Genomic DNA, 19,287 nt, shown 5'->3' with positions numbered 1-19,287 from the left:
GTCAGCCTCCGCAGCGCTGTCACACAGATATGCGCGGCGCGGTCATTTGCAATCTGTGGCCGGGGTCACCGACCCTGTCACGCCGTCCCAGCCACCGCGCCGCAGGGCGATCCCCAGGACGCGGTCGGGGTTGGTGGGCGGCGGCATGGTTACATCGGCCAGGCGGCGAAATCCGAAACGGCCATAGTAGGGTTCGTCACCGACCAGCATCATGCGCGGATGACCCGCCTTGGCTGCGATTTCCAGACAGCGCCAGATCAGCAGGGCCGCGATGCCTTCGCCCTGATGGGTGGGGTGCACGGCCACGGGGCCCAGCAAGACGGCCGGATGACCGCCCACGCAGACGGGCCAGTGACGGATCGCGCCCGCGACCTGCCCATAGGCATCGCGGGCGACAAGGCAGAGCTGCGCCACGGGATCGACGCCATCCCGCAGGCGATAGGACGACAGGGCGGTCCGACCGGGCGCAAAGCAGAGGTCATAGAGAGCCTCGACCTCCCAGTAGTCGTCGGGCCGCTCTTGTGCGGTGGTGATATCCATGCTGTTCGTCTTCTGCTCTGGTCGTGCCTTTTGGGCAGGCTAAACTTCATCGCACCCATAGGAAAGAGACCGCCATGTTCTATCGCCCCAAAGACGGCCACGACCTGCCGCACAACCCGTTCAATGCGCTGGTCACCCCGCGCCCCATCGGCTGGATTTCGACACGCGGCGCGGATGGGCGGGACAATCTGGCCCCCTATTCGTTTTTCAATGCTGTCGCCTATACGCCGCCGCAGGTGATGTTCGCGTCACTGGGCGCGAAACCCGACCGTCCGGGGACCAAGGATTCGCTGGCCAATATCAACGACACCGGCGTGTTTGCCTGCAACGTGGTGTCGTTCGACCTGAAGGAGCAGATGAACCACAGTTCCGGCGGCTGGCGCGCGGATGTCGACGAATTTGAACTGACGGGTCTGGAAAAGGGCCAGTGCACCACCATCGACTGTCCCTTTGTCGCAGCAGCCCCCGCCGTGCTGGAATGCGAATTGCGCCAGATCATCAAGCTGGAAGGTGCCGCCAACTATGCCGTGTTCGGCGAGGTGGTCGGCATTCACATCGATGATCGATTCATCAAGGACGGGATGTTCGACGTCACCGCAGTCAGACCGGTCAGCCGGTTGGGCTATCGCGATTTTTCAGTGGTGGAAAACGTGTTCGAGATGGGCCGCCCCGGCGAATGACCGGGACGGCGGGCGCGGGTCAGTGGCCCGCGCCGAAAATGCCCGTGCGCACCGAATAATCGACGGCCAGCGCGTAATCGGGGTCATCGTCGCTGTCGACCATCAGGTGACCCGCCTTTGACAGCAAGCGATGGCAGTCGCGGCTGAGGTGGCGCAGCTGGATATGTTTGCCTGCCGCGTTGTATTTCGCGGCGACAGCCTCGATCGCCTGAAGCGCGGACTGGTCAACGACACGGCTGTTTTCGAAATCGACAATCACCAAGCCGGGGTCCTCTTCTGGTTTAAAGAGTTCGGAGAATCCTTCGGCAGAGCCAAAGAACAGCGGCCCCTGGATCTGGTAGACCTTGGCACCTTCGGGCGTGGTGTAGGTGCTGGCGTAGATGCGGCTGGCGTTGCCCCAGGCATAGACCAGCGCGGAGACCACGACACCGACCAGAACGGCGGTGGCGAGGTCGGTCATGACAGTGACAACCGTCACAAGCACGATGACGAAGGCGTCGGATTTGGGCACCTTGCGCATGATGGTAAAGCTGTTCCAGGCAAAGGTTCCGATCACGACCATGAACATCACGCCCACGAGTGCGGCCAGCGGGATCCGTGCGATCAGACCGGATGCAAACAGGATGAAGGCCAGCAGGAACAGCGCCGCGGCGATGCCCGCGATCCGTGTCCGGCCACCCGATTTCACGTTGATCATCGACTGACCGATCATCGCGCAACCGCCCATGCCGCCAAAGAAACCGGTGATCGTGTTGGCCGCCCCCTGGGCGATGCATTCCTGGCTTGCGCCGCCGCGCTGGTTGGTCATCTCGCCCACCAGGTTCAGCGTCAGCAAGCTTTCGATCAGGCCGATGGCCGCGAGGATCAGCGCGTAGGGCAGGATGATCTGCAAGGTTTCCAGCGTGAACGGCACCTGGGGGATATGGAACGGCGGCAGGCCGCCCTCGATGGATGCAAGGTCGCCGACTACGGGTGTATCCACGCCGAACAGGATCACGATGGCGGCGACGATCCCGATCCCGGCCAGCGGGGCGGGGACAAAACTGGTGATCTTGGGCATGAGCCAGATGATCGCCATGGTCAGGAACGTCAGGACCAGCATGATGATCAGCGGCAGGCCAGACAGCCATTCACCACCCGACATGCCATGTCCGGTCGCGACGGCGGTGCCGGGCACCTGAAATTGCGACAGCTGCGCCATGAAAATCACGATCGCCAGCCCGTTCACAAAGCCCAGCATGACGGGGTGTGGGACAAGACGGATGAATTTCCCCCAGCGCATGATGCCCACAACCAGCTGGATCAAGCCCATCAGGACGACGGTGGCAAAGAGGTATTCGATGCCGTGGACGGCAACGAGGCTGACCATGACCACGGCCAGCGCGCCCGTCGCCCCGGAAATCATCCCCGGACGCCCACCGATCAGCGCCGTCACCAGCCCCACGATGAACGCGGCGTAAAGGCCCACCAGCGGCGGCACGCCTGCGACAAAGGCAAAGGCCACCGCCTCTGGCACCAATGCGAGGGCCACGGTCAGTCCCGACAGCACCTCGATCCGGATGCGGCCTGCGTTCAGCGGCGCACTGGGATCTGTCAGGGCGATGGAATCGGCGAAATTCGCCAGGAGTGCACGGCGGGCCATGAATAAAACCTGTGTCTGATATGTGTTGTGCCGCGCCTACGACACGAAGGCCCGAATGTCACCCCCGTTGCAGGGTAACGGGTTGCGCGGCCCTTGCACACTGGTCACAACAGGATCGGTATAACGCACAAGGGTGTCATGCGCGGCAGATTGGGGATTATCGGTGGTTCGGGTCTGTATGACATTCCCGGCCTGACGGATGCGGCATGGCAGGAGGTGGCCAGCCCCTTTGGTGCGCCATCGGACGCGATCCTGACGGGCGCGCTGGGCGATCAGCCGCTGGCGTTTTTGCCGCGTCACGGGCGCGGCCATGTGCATACGCCGACCTCTGTCCCGTATCGGGCGAATATCGACGCGCTGAAACGGCTGGGCTGCACCCATGTGGTCAGCCTGTCGGCCTGCGGATCGTTCCGTGCGGACATGGCGCCGGGTGATTTCGTCGTGGTCGATCAGTTCATCGACCGGACGTTTGCGCGGGACAAATCATTCTTTGGCCCCGGCTGTGTGGGGCACGTCAGCGTGGCCCACCCGGTCTGCGACGCGCTGTCGGCGGCCTGTGTCGCGGCGGCCCGCAGAGTGGGCATCACTGTCCACGCGGGCGGCACATACCTTGCGATGGAAGGTCCGCAGTTTTCCACCCGCGCGGAAAGCGTGATGTACCGCGACGTCTGGGGGGCCGACGTGATCGGCATGACCAACATGCCAGAGGCCAAACTCGCCCGCGAGGCAGAGCTGCATTATGCGTCCGTCGCGATGATCACCGATTTCGACAGCTGGCACCCCGACCACGGGGCGGTGGATGTATCGGATGTGATCGCCACCTTGCAGGGCAACGGCACCAAGGCCCGTGATCTGGTGGTGGCGCTGGCTGCGGATCTGCCAACAGACTGCGCCGTGGGCTGTGATACCGCGTTGACCCATGCCATCATGACCGCGCCCGACCGGTGCGACCCCGATCTGATTGCAAAACTGGATGCGGTCGCTGGCCGTGTGCTGACCCCAAAGGACAAGACATGAAAACCGTCGAAGACTATATCCGCACGATCCCCGATTTCCCGCATGAGGGGATCATGTTCCGCGATGTGACGACCCTGTTTGCGGACCCGCGCGGGTTCCGCATTGCGATCGACCAGTTGCTGCACCCCTATGCGGGCATGCAGATCGACAAGGTCGTGGGACTGGAGGCGCGCGGTTTCATTTTGGGCGGGGCCATCGCACACCAACTGTCCAAGGGGTTCGTGCCGATCCGCAAAAAGGGCAAGCTGCCCGCGCGGACCATCGAACAGGCCTATACGCTGGAATACGGTGAGGCGATCGTGGAAATTCACGATGACGCGTTGCAGCCGGGAGAACGCGTGTTGATCGTGGACGATCTGCTGGCGACGGGCGGCACCGCCGAGGCCGGGATCAAGCTGTGCGAAAAGCTGGGTGCGCAGGTCGTTGGCTGTGCGTTCATCATCGACCTGCCCGATCTGGGCGGACGGGCCAAGCTGGAAGGCATGAACATGGATGTCCATGCGCTGTGTGCCTACGCAGGCGAATAGGCCGAAAAACAAGACGCCCCCGCTGCGCTGACTTTGCCAGTTTGGCCCGTTCGAGGCCCGCAGCGGGGTCATTGCACCCACACGTGCAGCGGATTTACCGCTGTGACGTGTTTGAACGATTCGGGTGAACGAATGGTTAAGCCGACAGGCTAGGCCTGCCGCAGCACGGCTCCGGGGTTCATGATGCCGTGCGGGTCCAGCGCATCCTTGATCGCGCGCATCATCGCCAGCTTGGCCGGATCGCTGTAGGTTTCCAGATCGCCCACCTTGAGCCTGCCGACACCGTGTTCGGCGCTGACCGACCCGCCAAAGGCATGGGCCAGATCGTGCACCGCCTTTTTCACGGCAGGGCGTTCGGCCTCGTAATCGGCGCGGTTGCGGCCGGGCATGGGAAAGACGTTGTAGTGCAGGTTGCCGTCGCCCAGATGCCCAAAACAATTGATCCGGAAATGCCCGATTTCGGCCAGCACCGGTGCGCCACGGGCAATGAATTCCGGCACCGCGCTCAGTGGGACAGAAATGTCATGCGAACTGATCGACCCGATGCGGCGGTTCGCCTCGGGGATGCTTTCGCGGATTTTCCAGAACGCGGCACGGTCGGCCATGGATTGCGCGATAACGCCGTCGATGACCAGATCGGCGGCGACGGCCTCGGTGAACAGATCCTCCAGTGCCGTGTCCGGCGACAGTCCTGCGGGCAGGCCCACGTCGATCAGCACCATCCATTCGGGCGTTTCGGCAAAGGGCGGTTTCACATCCGGCCCGACCTCGGCCAGAAAATCGAGACCCTGACGGTGGATGATTTCAAACGCAGAGATGCCGTCGCCCAACCGCCCCTGCGCCACCCCCAGCAGATCGAGGGCCGCCTGCGGCGAGGGCACGGCCATCATCGCCGCACCGATGCGCACGGGCTGCGGCACCAGCCGCAGGGCCGCGGCAGTAATGATGCCCAGCGTGCCTTCGGCGCCGATGAACAGATCGCGCAGGTCGTATCCGGTGTTGTCCTTGCGCAGGCGTGTCAGCCCGTGCCAGATCGTGCCGTCGGGGCGCACCACCTCGAGCCCCAGACATTGTGCGCGGGCGTTGCCGTAGCGCAGGACGTTCACACCGCCTGCGTTGGTGGACAGCAAACCGCCGATGCGCGCTGACCCTTCGGATGCGAGCGACAGCGGAAAATGGCGGCCCAGGCGTTCCGCCTCGGCCTGCACGTCGGCAAGGATGGCACCCGCCTCGACCACCAGCACGTTCTCGGACGGGAACCGGTCACGGATGGCGGTCATGCGTTCCAGCGACAACACCAGCGGTACGGCCCCGTCGCCCATCAACTGTCCGCCGACCAGACCCGTCCCGCCACCGTAGGGCACGACTGCAATGCGGTGGTCGTTGCAATAGGCAAGGATGCGGGACACCGCGTCGGTGGTGCCGGGGGCAACGACGGTGCCGGCCCCCTGCCAGCGGCCGCGCGGTTCGGTCAGGTAGCTGTCGGTCGCATCCTTGAACGTGCCGTCCGGCAATGCAGCCCGTAGGTCCGCGAGGTTGGCGTCAGTGGCTGGTGTGAACATGTCTTGCCCCATTTATCGGGCCGGACCGCCTAACCGGCGTCCGTCTTGCCCCGTCGGTCGTGTCGCAGGTTGGCGTAGAGCACATGGTTGCGCCAGCGCCCGTCGATCTGCAGATAGCTTTGCGCCACCCCTTCGTATTTGTAGCCCGTCTGTTCCAAAAGGCGACGCGACGCGGTGTTTTCGGGCAGGCAACCCGCCTCGATCCGGCTGAGATCGAGTTTGGTAAAGGCGTAGTGCACCACGGCCTCGATCGCCTCGCGCATGTAGCCCTGACGCGCAAAAGGCGCACCGATCCAGTAGCCTGTGGTCCCTGCCTGCGCAGGGCCGCGCCGGATGTTGTCCAGCGTGATTGCGCCCAGCAGCGTGTTGTCGTCACGGCGGATCAGGAACAGCGGAACAGCGGTGCCCTGCGTGATCGACCGCTGGGACCAATAGACGCGGTTGGTAAAACTCTTGCGGCTGAAATGGTCAGCGGCCCAGGTGGGTTCCCATTTTTGCAGAAAATCGACGCTGTCGCGCCGCAGGGCGGCCCAGGCGCGAAAATCGGCGTGGACGGGTGCGCGCAGCGTCAGCCGTTCCGTTTCCAAACGGACCTTGCGCGCGCGCAGCACCGTCAGGCCGCAATCTGCGCCCGCAGCGCGTCAAGTGTGGGTGCGTTGTTGGCCGGACCATAAAGGGTCAGCGCGGCCCCAGATTTCAGCGTGCGTTCTGCAAATTTGCGCACATCGCCGGTGGTCACGGCGTCGATGCGTTCGATGGTTTCCGACAGCGGCGGGATACGGTCCCAGATCGCCAACACACGGGCCAGACGTTCGACACGGTTCGACGGGCTTTCAAGCCCCATCAAAAGGCCTGCCTTCATCTGGGCGCGGGCGCGGGCGACCTCGGCTGCGGACAGATCGTCCACGGCACGTTTCATCTCGTCGATGGTCACGGTGGCCAGTTGGGCGATCTCGGCGGCACTGGTGCCTGCGTAGATCGTGGTCATGCCGGTATCCTCGTAGGCACCGGCCTGGGCAAAGATCGTGTAGCACAGCCCGCGGTTTTCGCGGATTTCCTGAAACAGGCGGGACGACATGCCGCCGCCCATGGCGCTGGCATAGATCTGCGCTGTGTAGATTTCCGGGTCGCGGTAGTCCGGCCCCTCGAATCCCAGTGCGAAATGCACCTGTTCCAGCGATTTGGTTTCGCGGCGTTCCCCCCCGGCAAAGCGGGCGGGTTCGATCAGACCGGCGCGGGGTGCGGGCGGCAGATGGCCGAACAGGCGTTCCGCCTCGGCCACGATGGCGTCATGATCGACGGCACCGGCGGCCGCCAGGATCATCTGGTTCGGGCCATAGTGCTGACCGACAAAGCCCGTCAGATCGTCGCGGGTAAATTGTGCGACACGTTCCTCTGGTCCCAGAATGGTGCGCCCGAGGGCCTGACCGGGATATGCGGTTTCCTGCAGCCAGTCGAAAATGATGTCATCCGGCGTGTCCAGCGCCTGACCGATCTCTTGCAGGATCACGCCGCGCTCGACCTCGATCTCGCGGTCCTCGAACAGGGGGTTCAGCAGGATGTCGGAAATCACGTCGATACCAAGACCCACGTCAGCCTCGAGCACGCGGGCGTAATAGGCGGTGGTTTCGCGGCTGGTGTAGGCGTTGATATAGCCGCCCACGTCCTCGATCGCCTCCGCTATTTGCAGACTGCTGCGCCGTTTCGTGCCCTTGAACGCCATGTGTTCCAGAAAATGCGCGATGCCGTTCTGGGATGCCGTTTCGTGCCGTCCGCCCGCGTTCACCCAGATCCCGACCGAGGCCGAAGCCAGTCCGGGCATGTGTTCGGTGACGACGCGGAGGCCGTTGGACAGCGTATGCAGCTCGATGGTCAAGTGGCGATCCGATCCTTGATGATTTTCTGGATGGCGGGCAGGTCGTGGGCCGCGCGTGTGATCCGTTCGTCGCGGTCATACAGGTCGGCCATGCGCGGGGGCAAGGGGGGGTGGATGCCTGTGGCGCGTTCCACCGCCGCCGGGAATTTCGCCGGGTGCGCCGTCGCCAGCGTCACCATAGGGGTGGTGCCCAGATGCGCCTCGGCCACATGGGTGCCGACGGCGGTGTGCGGGCACAGCAGTTCGCCGTGATCGCGGACATAGGCAGTAATGGCGTCCGATGTTTCCTGTTCGGAGGCGCGACCGGATTTGTAGATATCGCGCAGCGCGTCGATGGCCCCCTGTGACACGGTAAACCCGCCCCGTTTCAGGTCATCCATCTGGCCTGCGACCGCCGCGCCGTCCTGCCCGTAGGCATAGAACAACGCGCGTTCAAAGTTGGACGACACCTGAATGTCCATTGAGGGGCTGATGGTCGGCGTGACCGTTCCCTTGGTATAGGCGCCGGTTTGCAACGTGCGGTGCAGAATATCATTGGTGTTGGTGGCGACGACCAGATCACGGACCGGCAGACCCATCTGCTTGGCGATAAAGCCTGCGAAAACATCGCCGAAATTGCCCGTCGGCACGGTAAAGCTGACCTCGCGCAGGGGCGCGCCCAAGGAGACAGCAGAGGAGAAGTAATAGACCACCTGCGCCAGAACACGGCCCCAGTTGATGCTGTTCACACCGGCAAGGCGCACATCCTCGCGGAACTGAAAGTCGTTGAACATGTCCTTGACCATCGCCTGACAGTCATCGAAATCGCCGTCCACCGCGATGGCGTGGACGTTGGATTCGGTGGGCGTCGTCATCTGGCGGCGCTGGACCTCTGACACGCGGCCATGCGGATAGAGGATAAAGACATCCACGGCGTCGAGACCGCGGAACGCCTCGATCGCGGCGGACCCGGTGTCACCTGACGTCGCCCCCACGATGGTCACACGGTCGCCGGACCGGGTCAGGGCGGCCTCGAACATCTGGCCGATCAGCTGCATGGCGAAATCCTTGAACGCCAGGGTCGGGCCGTGGAACAATTCCAACAGGAAGTGATTGGGGGCCAGCTGCACCAGTGGCGCGCGGGCGGCGTGGCCGAACCCTGCATAGGCCCGCGCGATCAGGTCGCGAAACTGGTCGTCGCTGAAGGTGTCACCGATGAACGGGCGCATGACGGTATAGGCGATTTCTTCGTAGCTTTGCCCCGCCATGGCGGCGATCTGATCGGTCGAAAGCGTCGGTATGGATTCGGGCACATACAGACCGCCGTCGCGGGCCAACCCGGTCAGCATCGCCTGTTCAAACGTCAGGACAGGGGCCTGCCCACGGGTGGAAATATAGCGCATGTCAGTGTTCCTTGGGTCGCAGCGTGCGGAAAATGAAGAGGCCCGACATGGCCAGCCAGCCGAGGGCCAGCAAAAACCACGTCACCGCATAGGACAGGTGGTCGTTCGGGATGCCACTGGTGCCGACGGGCATGGGCACGGTCGGGCTGCCCGGCTGGATATCCCGGGCCACGATGAAAAACGGTTCTGTCCCGAGGGCGGCGGACATGGCGTCCGCATCGCGGGCAAACCACAGGCCAGTGGGTTCGGGATCCGGGGTGAAACCGTCAACCTCATCCGGCCACAACAGGTTTCCGGTGACGGTGATTTCGCCCGCAGGCAGTGCGATGTCCCGGTCGTCGAAGCCCACGAAACCAAGGTCCAGCAGCACGCGCCGCCCGTCCGTTTCAAAGGCGCTGACGGTGCGGTAGCCTGCGCCGTTTTCCTCGGTGCTGACGAGGACGTGCAGAACGTCGCCGGTCAGGGTGCCGGTCGCTGTCACGGGCAGATAGCGGTCGGTGGTCGCATCAGGGGCGGCAGGGACGGCCACGGGCGGTGCCGCGATTTCCGTTTCGATCTGCGCGAGAATTGCGGTTTTCCATTGCAGGCGCTGAATCTGCCAGACGCCAAGGCTGATCAGGATGGCCGTCCCCGACAGGGCCAGCAGGATCGGAAAGATCAGTTTGCGCACGCGGATCACCAGTTGTTGCGGTCGCGCAGCCTTAGCCTGTTTGACCGGAGGGGTGAAGGGTCTGACGCAAAAGGGCGACCCGAGGGCCGCCCTTGCGTCGTCATGAAACAGGGTGTCAGCCGCCCCAGACGTAGACGGCGGCAAAGAGGAACAGCCAGACCACGTCGACAAAGTGCCAGTACCAGGCGGCAGCCTCGAAGCCGACGTGCTTTTCCTGGGTAAAGTGGCCCTTGTAGACGCGGATCAGGCAGACAGCGAGGAAGATGGTGCCGATGATCACATGCGCGCCATGGAAACCCGTCGCCATGAAGAAGTTCGCGCCATAAACGTTGCCAGCAAGGCCGAATGCGGCGTGGCTGTATTCATAAGCCTGGAAGAAGGTAAAGATCACACCCAGCGCAACGGCGAGAATCAGACCGTATTTCACGTCCTCGCGGTTGTCCTCGTGCACCAGAGCGTGGTGCGCCCACGTCGCGGCAGCGCCCGAGCACAGCAGAATCAGCGTGTTGATCAGCGGCAGGTGCCAGGGGTCGAATGTTTCGATCCCCACGGGCGGCCAGACACCGTCAACGGCGGGGCTGTCGGGGCCCATCGGGTACATGGCGTTCTTGAAGAACGACCAGAACCACGCGGCAAAGAACATGACTTCGGACATGATGAACATGATGAAGCCGTAGCGCAGACCAATGCGGACGACGGGGGTGTGGTCGCCAACAAGGCTTTCCTTGATGACGTCGCCCCACCAGCCCCACATGACGTAGAGCACGATCGCCAGACCGACGAGGAACATCCAGGGGCCACCGCCCTGTTTCGGCATCCAAAGGACAGCGCCGAACAGCATGATGAACGCGCCGACCGAACCGAGGAACGGCCAGACGGAGGGCGGAAGAATGTGATAGTCGTGGTCTTTTTCGTGGGCCATTTGAGCGTTCCCTGCGGCTGTCGTTAGTCGTTGTCTATGGCGGTGACCGACGGTGTGGTCAAGCTTTGAGGATCAATCGCGGCCTGTTCGATCGGCTCGAAATCCTCGATTTCATAAAAGGTATAGCCCAGCGTGATGGTGTGCACGAATTTCGCGTCGCGATCGTTCACGATGGCCGGGTCCACAAAGAAGCTGACGGGCATCAGAACCGTTTCACCCGGTTGCAGCACCTGTTCGGTGAAACAGAAGCATTCGATCTTGTCGAAAAAGCCGCCTGCCTCGTAGGGGGTGACGTTATAGGCAGCCTGTCCGGCCACGGGGCGGTCGGTCGGGTTGTGCGCCTCGTAAAAGGCCAGACCGGTTTCGCCGATGCGCAGGGTCATTTCACGTTCGACCGGTTTGAACGTCCAAGGCATGTCGCGATCAAGGCTGGAATCGAACCGGACGGTGATCGTCTGGTCGAGAATCGTATCGGACCCGGCCTCGGCCACGTTGGTCGCCCCGCCAAAGCCGGTGACCCGGCAGAACCAGTCGTAAAACGGCACCGATGCCCAGGCCAGCCCCCCCATCAGCACAACCACGCTGACCAGTTGTGCAACGGTCCGGTTCGGTCCCTGAAGTTTCGGAAATAGCATCAGTTGGTCCCTCCTGTTTCGACCTCATCTTGAGGGATAATCTGGGGACGCGCCACGTGGTCAAATGTCTCAAACTTGCGGGCGTCGCCCAGTTGCAGGACCTTGGTGATGGTCAGGCCAAAGACGATGACCAGAAAACCGATCAACAGCAGGCCCACGCCAGTGTTGCGACCGCGGCGGCGGCTATGCAGTTCATGTTCGACACGTAAAGCCATTACAGCCCTCCTGACCGCAGCGCGGCCTCAATCAAAAGCGCACCGAAATGCGCGAACAGGTAGTAAAGCGAGACCTTGAAGGTCTGGATTTCGACCTTGTACTTGTCGGCCTCGGCCTGCGCCTCGTCACGGCGCCAGATGTCGTAACACCCCTTCAGGAACCAACCGTTGAACACGACGGCAACCGTCAGATAGACCCAGCCGCCGATGGATGTGAAACCAAGCCCGATGGCCACGGCCACCAGTGGCAGGCAATAGGCCAGAACATGGTTGCGGGTGCTGCGCCGGCCATGGGTTTCGGTCAGCATCGGCACACCTGCATCGCCGTAGTCGGTTTTCACAAACAACGCGAGCGCCCAGAAATGCGGCGGCGTCCACATGAAGATCAGCGCAAACATCAGGATCGATTCGATCCCGACACCGCCTGTCGCCACAGCCCAGCCGATCATCGGAGGGAACGACCCGGCTGCCCCGCCGATCACGATGTTCTGCGGCGTCGCGCGTTTCAGCCACATCGAATAGACGACCGCGTAGAAAAAGATCGTGAACGCAAGCAAGCCTGCCGCCACGAAATTAGTCGCCAGTGCCAGCAACACGATGGAAAAGCCCGACAGCGCCATGCCGATGCCCAGCGCCTCGCCGGGTTTGACGCGGCCATCGGGGATTGGGCGCTTGGCCGTGCGGCGCATGCGTGCGTCGATGTCGGCATCCCACCACATGTTCAGCGCGCCGGACGCCCCTGCCCCCACAGCGATGCACAGGATCGCAACGAAACCGATGAACGGATGCACGCCGACGGGTGCCACGATCAGACCGACCAGCGCGGTAAAAACCACCAGCGACATCACACGCGGCTTGAGCAGGGCGAAATAATCGCCCATCTGCGCCTCGTACTCGGTTTCTGCGACTGTTTCGTGCAGGCTCATGTCGGACATGGTCGTGCCTTCCAATCATTCATCAAAGAGCGGCCCTGCCAGCGGGGGCAAGGCCGTTCAGATCTTGCGGTATGTGCCGTCGCGGGGCTGGCCCGCGTGCCGGATCAGGCGGGGTTCTGGACCTTTGCCTCTTCCAGCCAGTCGGCATATGCCTCTTCGCTGACAACCTTGACCGTGATCGGCATGTAGGCGTGGTCCTTGCCGCACAGCTCAGAGCACTGACCGAAATAGACGCCTTCTTCTTCGGCGGCGAACCACAGCTGCGCCAGACGACCGGGAACGGTGTCCTGCTTGACCCCGAATGCGGGGATGGTCCACGAGTGGATCACGTCAGCACCCGTCAGCTGCATCACGATGGTTGCACCCACGGGAATCACGACCGGCTGGTCGGTGGCGAGGCGATACAGGCTTTCGTCATAGCCGTAGTCGGCCAGTTCGTCCTCGGCCAGCATGAAGGATTCAAAGGACACGCCGTCATCGACGTATTCGTAACCCCAGTACCACTGGTAGCCCGTTACCTTGATCGTGATGTCACCCTCGGGGATTTCCTGCTGGTTGAACAGCACCGGCAGGCTGAAGGCGCCGATAAAGACCAGAATTACGATCGGCACGACGGTCCATGCGATTTCCAGCGGACTGTTGTGGGTGAACCGCGCGGGTGTCGGGTTGGACTTGTGATTGTACTTGATCACGACCCAGGCCAGCAGACCCGTAACGAACAGCGTGATGATGGTGATGATGACCAACAGCAGATTGTCCAGCCAGTGCACGTCACGCGCGATGGATGTCGCAGCCGCCTGAAAGCCCATGCCCCCTTGTTCGGGTGCGCCGATGACCGGCAGATCCTGGCTGACATCCTGTGCCGCAGCCATGCTGCCGGCCATCATCAGACCCAATGTGGCCCATCCGGTTTTGGCGACGTTGCTCAAACCCATTTTCGCTTCCCTTCGTTGTCCGCGCCCTGCGCGATCCGATCCGTGGCGAGACGGAATCCCGTTGTAACTTCGGCACCGTGTCCCATATCTTGACGGACAACTCAAGAACCCAGCTTGCGGCAATCGGACGCCCATCCGGCCGCGCCCCTACCGGAGAGCACGATGTCAGACGCCCCATTTCGCCCGTTCGAGACCCATCTGGACCGGGACACGGCGCTGTCTCATCTGCAAGAGGCGGTCCGCGGGGCCGACGACGGAGAGCTGTTCATCGAACGGCGCCGGTCGGAGAGTCTGGTGCTGGACGATGGTCATGTGAAAACCGCCAGCTTTGATGCTGCCGAAGGGTTCGGGCTGCGCGCCGTGCGCGGCGAAACCGCAGGATACGCGCATTCCACGACCATCGACGAACACGCGCTGGGGCGTGCGGTGTCGACTGCACGGCTGGCCGTGGGAGATGGTGGCGGCACGCTGGCCGCCGGGCCCAAGGGCACGAACGAGCGGTTATATAGTGATGTCGATCCGGTCAGCGAGGCGACGTTTCCCGCAAAAATTGACCTGCTGCGCGAGATCGACGCCTTTTGTCGCGATCTGGACCCGCGCGTGGTGCAGGCGACCGTCTCTCTCGGGGCGTCGTTGCAAGAGGTCGCGATCCTACGCCCCGACGGCGTGCTGGTCACCGACACCCGCCCGATGAGCCGGATCAACATCGGCGTCATCGTCGAACAGGACGGACGACGGGAATCGGGTGGCATGGGCGGCGGCGGCCGTGCGTCGCTGCTGGGCCTGATCGACCGGGACCATTGGCAGGGCATTGCCCGCGAGGCGCTGCGCATCGCATTGATCAATCTTCAGGCGGAACCGGCCCCCGCCGGCGTGCTGGACGTGGTGTTGGGACCGGGCTGGCCCGGCATCCTGCTGCACGAGGCGATCGGTCACGGGCTGGAGGGCGACTTCAACCGCAAGGGCAGTTCGGCCTTTGCCGGGTTGATGGGCCAGCAGATTGCAGCCAAGGGCGTGACCGTGCTGGATGACGGCACGATCCCCGACCGGCGCGGGTCGATCACCGTCGATGACGAAGGCACGCCCAGCGCCAGGAACACGCTGATCGAGGATGGTGTGCTGGTCGGCTACATGCAGGACCGCCAGAACGCGCGGCTGATGGGGGTGGAACCGACCGGCAACGGACGCCGCGAAAGCTATGCCCATGCGCCGATGCCGCGCATGACGAATACCTACATGTTGGCGGGTGATGCCGACCCCCAGGACATGGTGCGCGACCTCAAGGACGGGATCTATGCCGTGGGTTTCGGAGGCGGTCAGGTCGATATCACCAACGGCAAGTTCGTGTTTTCCTGCACCGAGGCCTACCGGGTCAGGGACGGGCGGATCGGTGCACCGGTCAAGGGCGCCACGCTGATCGGCGACGGGGCGACCGCGCTGAAACAGATTCGCGCCATCGGCAATGATCTGGCGCTGGACCCCGGGATCGGGAATTGCGGCAAGGCCGGACAATGGGTCCCAGTGGGCGTAGGCCAGCCCAGCCTGATGATCGGCGGCCTGACGGTCGGCGGGTCCGCGTAAAATCCGTCAGCCGTTCATCTGCGGTTAAGAGTTCGATTCTAACCTGTGTCTTGCAGCAGACGAGGCACGCATGACTTTGGCCGACACCCAGCAGACACCTTGCATCCCCCCGTCGGATGGCGACCTGTTTGACCGGCTTCGTCTGCTGCGATCGCGCAGGGTGGGACCCGCGACATACCACCGCCTGATCATGGAACATCGCACTGCCCGTGCGGCGCTGGACGCGTTGCCCGATGTGGCCCGGGCAGCGGGCGTCACCGAATACCACATTTGCCCCGAGGCGGTGATTGCCGCGGAAATACGCGCGGCACGGGCTGCAGGGGCCGTTCTGGTCGCAGCGGGTGATCCGCTGTATCCTGCCGCCCTGTACGACATGGCCGATGCGCCGCCCTTGTTGTGGACATTGGGCGATGCGTCACTGCTGGCGCGCCCCATGATCGCCATGGTGGGGGCGCGCAACGCGTCGTCATTGGGCACGCGCATGGCGCGCAAACTGGCCGCCGATCTGACCGACGCAGGCTATGTGGTGGTGTCGGGCCTTGCGCGCGGCGTCGATGCGGCAGCGCATCTGGCTGCGCTGGACGGCGGGACGGTGGCGGTGCAGGCAGGCGGTGTCGATGTCATCTATCCGTCAGAAAACGCTGAACTGGCCCACGCCATCGCCGACCGTGGATTGCGACTGTCCGAAATGCCGATGGGCCTGCAGCCGCAGGCACGGCATTTTCCGGCCCGGAACCGGATCATCGCGGGCCTGTCGCACGCTGTCGTCGTGGTCGAAGCCGCGGCAAAATCGGGCAGCCTCATCACGGCACGCAATGCGCTGGACCGGCACCGCGACGTGCTGGCGGTGCCCGGACATCCCTTTGACGCGCGGGCGGCGGGCTGCAACATGCTGATCCGTGACGGCGCCACGCTGGTCCGCAGTGCCGCAGACATCATCGACGCGCTGGGGCCGGTCGCCGCCCCTGTGCCGGTCCAGACGGTGCTGGACGTCATCGATCAGGCCCCCGCATCCCGTTCCGCCGGCGCTTGTACCGCGGCAGAGGTCCCGCAGGGGCCGCCGGCCCGCGATCTGTCCAGTGCTGCCCGGCTGCACGAACAGATCCTGTCACGGCTGGGCCCCTCGCCCATGGCCGAGGATCAGCTGATCCGCGACCTGTCAGCCAAACCGATGCAGGTGGCACCCGCGCTGGTCGATCTGGAACTGGACGGCAAGATCATGCGCCAGCCCGGCGGATTGCTGTCGCGCATCGCCTGACCGACCCGCAGCCGCGGCCCGTTCGCGCCGGCCAACCGCCAGGGTACGCGACGACGGATCGCGGCACGTCGCGCATCACCGATCACGGATCAAACGTCAAAAACATCGTGATCACACGCCTTGTGCGATATCGACAAGCTGCATTGACATCCTTTGACCAACCGCCACATGTTGCGCGGCCATAGCCATATCGTCCGAATATTAAGGATTCCCATGCCCGTCGTCGTTGTCGAATCCCCCGCCAAAGCCAAGACAATCAACAAATATCTGGGCAGTGACTACACTGTGCTGGCGTCTTATGGACATATTCGCGACTTGCCGCCCAAGAACGGGTCAGTCGACCCCGACAACGATTTCGACATGATCTGGGAAGTCGCAAGCGACTCGAAAAAACACATCAAGGCGATCGTCGACGCGCTGAAAGAAGACCCCAACCTGATCCTCGCCACCGACCCCGACCGCGAGGGCGAGGCGATCAGCTGGCATCTTGAACAGGAATTGAACAACAAGCGCGGCCTGAAAATCCAGAGCGCGTCGCGCGTGGTTTTCAACGCGATCACGAAAACGGCCGTCACCGAGGCGATGAAAAATCCCCGCAGCGTGGATGCGCCGCTGGTCGAGGCCTATCTGGCCCGGCGTGCGCTGGACTATCTGGTGGGGTTCAACCTGTCGCCTGTGTTGTGGCGCAAGTTGCCCGGTGCGAAATCGGCAGGCCGTGTGCAGTCGGTCACCCTGCGCCTGATCGTCGAACGCGAGATGGAGATCGAGGCGTTCAAGAACCGCGAGTTCTGGACAGTCAAGGCCGTGCTGACCAACGCGCGGGGCCAATCCTTTGAAGCGCGCCTGACGACCTTGGCCGGCAAGAAGCTGGACAAGTTCGATCTGGCCGATGCAACGCAGGCCGAAATGGCCGTTCAGGCGGTCAACAGCCGCGACCTGACCGTGCAATCGGTCGAGGCGAAACCGGCAACCCGCAATCCCAGCCCGCCGTTCATGACCTCGACCCTGCAACAAGAGGCCAGCCGCAAGTTCGGCATGGGTGCAAAACATTGCATGAGCGTCGCCCAGCGGCTGTATGAGGCCGGTCTGATCACCTACATGCGGACCGATGGCATCGACATGGCCCCCGAGGCCGTGACCGGCGCGCGCGACGCAATCAGCGCGAAATTCGGCAAGGAATACGTGCCCGCCGAGCCACGCATCTACAAGAACAAGGCCAAGAATGCGCAAGAGGCGCACGAATGTGTCCGCCCGACCGACATGATGGTCAGTGTCGAGGACGCGAAAATCGCGGACGCCGATCAGCGCAAGCTGTATGATCTGATCTGGAAACGGACGCTGGCCAGCCAGATGTCGGCCGCGCGTCTGGAACGCACGGTCGTCGAGATCGGCAGCGCGGACGGTCAGGTCGGTTTGCGCGCCAACGGTCAGGTCATGTTGTTCGACGGTTTTCTGCGCGTCTACGAAGAAGGCCGCGACGACACCCCAGACGAAGATGACATGCGTCTGCCGCAGATCGATCAGGGCGAGAAAACCGCCAAGCAGTCGGTCGACAGTGAACAGCATTTCACCCAGCCGCCGCCCCGTTATACCGAAGCCACATTGGTCAAGCGCATGGAAGAGCTGGGGATCGGCCGCCCGTCGACCTATGCCAGCATCGTGACGACCATCCAAGATCGCGGCTACGTCGAAAAGGACCGCAATCGCCTGATTCCGCAGGACAAGGGACGCCTCGTGACGGCGTTCCTGTCGAACTACTTTCACCGCTATGTCGAATACGACTTTACCGCCGATCTGGAAAACCAGCTGGATGCGGTCAGCGCCGGCGATGCCGACTACAAAAAGGTGTTGGAACGGTTCTGGCGCGATTTTTCCGCGGCCATCGCGGAAACCGCCGATCTGCGCATCGGCGAGGTGCTGGACAAGATCAACGAGGTGCTGGAACCGCATCTGTTCCCCCCCACCGAGGACGGCACCGACCCGCGTCTGTGCCCCAACTGCGGCGAAGGGCGGTTGTCCATGCGCACCGCACGGTCCGGTGGCGCATTCATCGGCTGTTCCCAGTATCCCGAATGCCGCTATACACGCCCCTTTGGTCCGCCCGACCCCGAGGCAGAAGCCAGCGCCATTCCCCCCGACGGCAAACTGCTGGGCGAGGATCAGGGCGACGAAATCCGCATCTTCAAGGGGCGTTTCGGCCCCTATGTGCAGCGCGGTGCCGCAACCGAAGAGACGCCAAAACCACCGCGTCAGTCCGTGCCTGCCGCATGGGAACCAGAGGCGCTGACGCTGGAAGAAGGCGTGCGCCTGCTGGCCCTGCCGCGGCTGATCGGCACGCACCCCGAGGATGGGGTGAACGTCTGGGCCAACATCGGGCGCTATGGCCCCTACATCAAACATGCCGATACGACGTCGCATAAGGGCGGCACCAATGCCAACCTCGAAGAGCTGGAGGACGTCTGGACCGTCGGCATGAACCGCGCGGTGCAACTGCTGGCCGAAAAGGTCGCCAGTCGCGGCGGTCGCGGCAAGGCGGCGGTGCCGATCCGCGAACTGGGTGAACACCCTCAGGCAGGCGGCCCGGTCAATATCTACGACGGCAAATACGGACCCTATGTGAAATGGGAAAAAATCAACGCGACGATCCCCGACACGGTTGAACCGGCCGATCTGACCCTGGCGCAGGCGATTGATCTGATCGACGAACGCGCGGCCAAATCCGGCAAGAAGGTGACCAAGAAAAAGGCCGCGCCGAAAAAGGCACCGACCAAGAAGGCCGCCACCAAAAAGCCTGCCGCGAAAAAGAAAGCCCCCGCCAAGAAATCTGCCGACTAGGCCGGATCATGGCACCCCGCCCTGTCATGACAGGGCGGGGACATGCGCAGCCATTGATTGCGCCAATACCGCTTG

Annotated in this window: 18 protein-coding genes; 6 read left to right on the top strand and 12 right to left on the bottom strand. The window is 63.2% G+C overall.

Annotation, left to right across the window (positions count from 1 at the left end):
* Positions 1 to 42: 42 nt before the first annotated feature.
* Complete coding sequence (locus AN189_RS06760) at positions 43 to 540, bottom strand: GNAT family N-acetyltransferase (protein WP_056032970.1); 498 nt, start codon at positions 538 to 540, stop codon at positions 43 to 45.
* 74 nt (positions 541 to 614) lie between these two features.
* Here AN189_RS06760 and AN189_RS06755 point away from each other — a divergent pair, with 74 nt between their 5' ends.
* The gene (locus AN189_RS06755; protein WP_056032967.1) at positions 615 to 1,220 is read left to right on the top strand and encodes a flavin reductase family protein; all 606 of its coding nucleotides are present in this window, start codon (positions 615 to 617) and stop codon (positions 1,218 to 1,220) included.
* Positions 1,221 to 1,239: 19 nt separating this feature from the next.
* Here the strand turns inward: AN189_RS06755 and AN189_RS06750 are convergent, their stop codons facing one another.
* Positions 1,240 to 2,862: a SulP family inorganic anion transporter gene (locus tag AN189_RS06750; RefSeq protein ID WP_056032964.1), complete on the bottom strand. Its 1,623-nt coding sequence runs from the start codon at positions 2,860 to 2,862 to the stop codon at positions 1,240 to 1,242.
* A gap of 138 nt (positions 2,863 to 3,000) precedes the next feature.
* Between AN189_RS06750 and AN189_RS06745 the strand changes: the two genes are divergently transcribed.
* Positions 3,001 to 3,879: an S-methyl-5'-thioadenosine phosphorylase gene (locus AN189_RS06745; protein WP_056032961.1), complete on the top strand. Its 879-nt coding sequence runs from the start codon at positions 3,001 to 3,003 to the stop codon at positions 3,877 to 3,879.
* Entirely contained in the window at positions 3,876 to 4,406 is a 531-nt protein-coding gene (locus tag AN189_RS06740) for an adenine phosphoribosyltransferase (protein WP_056032958.1), read from the top strand. Before AN189_RS06745 ends, AN189_RS06740 begins: the two co-directional genes overlap by 4 nt.
* A 149-nt stretch (positions 4,407 to 4,555) precedes the next feature.
* On the opposite strand, the gene AN189_RS06735 is transcribed toward AN189_RS06740, so the two are convergent.
* From AN189_RS06735 to coxB, 10 genes are all read right to left on the bottom strand, one after another.
* Positions 4,556 to 5,968 (bottom strand): FAD-binding oxidoreductase, encoded by a 1,413-nt coding sequence (locus AN189_RS06735; protein ID WP_056033308.1) that lies wholly within the window; start codon positions 5,966 to 5,968, stop codon positions 4,556 to 4,558.
* 29 nt (positions 5,969 to 5,997) lie between these two features.
* Positions 5,998 to 6,579 (bottom strand): GNAT family N-acetyltransferase, encoded by a 582-nt coding sequence (locus AN189_RS06730; protein WP_056032955.1) that lies wholly within the window; start codon positions 6,577 to 6,579, stop codon positions 5,998 to 6,000.
* Positions 6,580 to 6,581: 2 nt separating this feature from the next.
* On the bottom strand, positions 6,582 to 7,844 hold the full coding sequence (locus AN189_RS06725) for a pitrilysin family protein (RefSeq protein ID WP_056032952.1): 1,263 nt from the start codon (positions 7,842 to 7,844) through the stop codon (positions 6,582 to 6,584).
* Positions 7,841 to 9,226 (bottom strand): threonine synthase, encoded by a 1,386-nt coding sequence (gene thrC / locus AN189_RS06720; protein ID WP_056032949.1) that lies wholly within the window; start codon positions 9,224 to 9,226, stop codon positions 7,841 to 7,843. Before thrC ends, AN189_RS06725 begins: the two co-directional genes overlap by 4 nt.
* Before the next feature lies 1 nt (position 9,227).
* Positions 9,228 to 9,896: an SURF1 family protein gene (locus AN189_RS06715; RefSeq protein WP_056033305.1), complete on the bottom strand. Its 669-nt coding sequence runs from the start codon at positions 9,894 to 9,896 to the stop codon at positions 9,228 to 9,230.
* A gap of 115 nt (positions 9,897 to 10,011) precedes the next feature.
* The gene (locus AN189_RS06710; RefSeq protein WP_056032947.1) at positions 10,012 to 10,818 is read right to left on the bottom strand and encodes a cytochrome c oxidase subunit 3; all 807 of its coding nucleotides are present in this window, start codon (positions 10,816 to 10,818) and stop codon (positions 10,012 to 10,014) included.
* Positions 10,819 to 10,841: 23 nt separating this feature from the next.
* Positions 10,842 to 11,453: a cytochrome c oxidase assembly protein gene (locus tag AN189_RS06705; RefSeq protein ID WP_056032944.1), complete on the bottom strand. Its 612-nt coding sequence runs from the start codon at positions 11,451 to 11,453 to the stop codon at positions 10,842 to 10,844.
* Positions 11,453 to 11,668: a hypothetical protein gene (locus AN189_RS06700; RefSeq protein WP_056032941.1), complete on the bottom strand. Its 216-nt coding sequence runs from the start codon at positions 11,666 to 11,668 to the stop codon at positions 11,453 to 11,455. The genes AN189_RS06705 and AN189_RS06700 overlap by 1 nt, the downstream gene beginning before the upstream one ends.
* On the bottom strand, positions 11,668 to 12,603 hold the full coding sequence (cyoE, locus tag AN189_RS06695) for a heme o synthase (RefSeq protein WP_056032937.1): 936 nt from the start codon (positions 12,601 to 12,603) through the stop codon (positions 11,668 to 11,670). Before cyoE ends, AN189_RS06700 begins: the two co-directional genes overlap by 1 nt.
* A gap of 104 nt (positions 12,604 to 12,707) precedes the next feature.
* Positions 12,708 to 13,538: a cytochrome c oxidase subunit II gene (coxB, locus tag AN189_RS06690; RefSeq protein ID WP_056032934.1), complete on the bottom strand. Its 831-nt coding sequence runs from the start codon at positions 13,536 to 13,538 to the stop codon at positions 12,708 to 12,710.
* A gap of 162 nt (positions 13,539 to 13,700) precedes the next feature.
* Here coxB and tldD point away from each other — a divergent pair, with 162 nt between their 5' ends.
* The 3 genes from tldD to topA all read left to right on the top strand — a co-directional run bounded on the left by tldD (position 13,701) and on the right by topA (position 19,212).
* On the top strand, positions 13,701 to 15,119 hold the full coding sequence (gene tldD / locus AN189_RS06685) for a metalloprotease TldD (RefSeq protein ID WP_056032933.1): 1,419 nt from the start codon (positions 13,701 to 13,703) through the stop codon (positions 15,117 to 15,119).
* Positions 15,120 to 15,189: 70 nt separating this feature from the next.
* Entirely contained in the window at positions 15,190 to 16,377 is a 1,188-nt protein-coding gene (gene dprA / locus AN189_RS06680) for a DNA-processing protein DprA (protein WP_172794871.1), read from the top strand.
* Between the two features lie 213 nt (positions 16,378 to 16,590).
* A complete protein-coding gene (gene topA / locus AN189_RS06675; protein WP_056032930.1) occupies positions 16,591 to 19,212 on the top strand; it encodes a type I DNA topoisomerase in 2,622 nt (873 codons plus the stop codon).
* Positions 19,213 to 19,287 lie beyond the last annotated feature (75 nt).

This window comes from Loktanella sp. 3ANDIMAR09 (assembly GCF_001420005.1).
Taxonomy (GTDB): Bacteria; Pseudomonadota; Alphaproteobacteria; order Rhodobacterales; family Rhodobacteraceae; genus Loktanella.
This window is presented reverse-complemented; position numbering and strand designations above follow the sequence as displayed.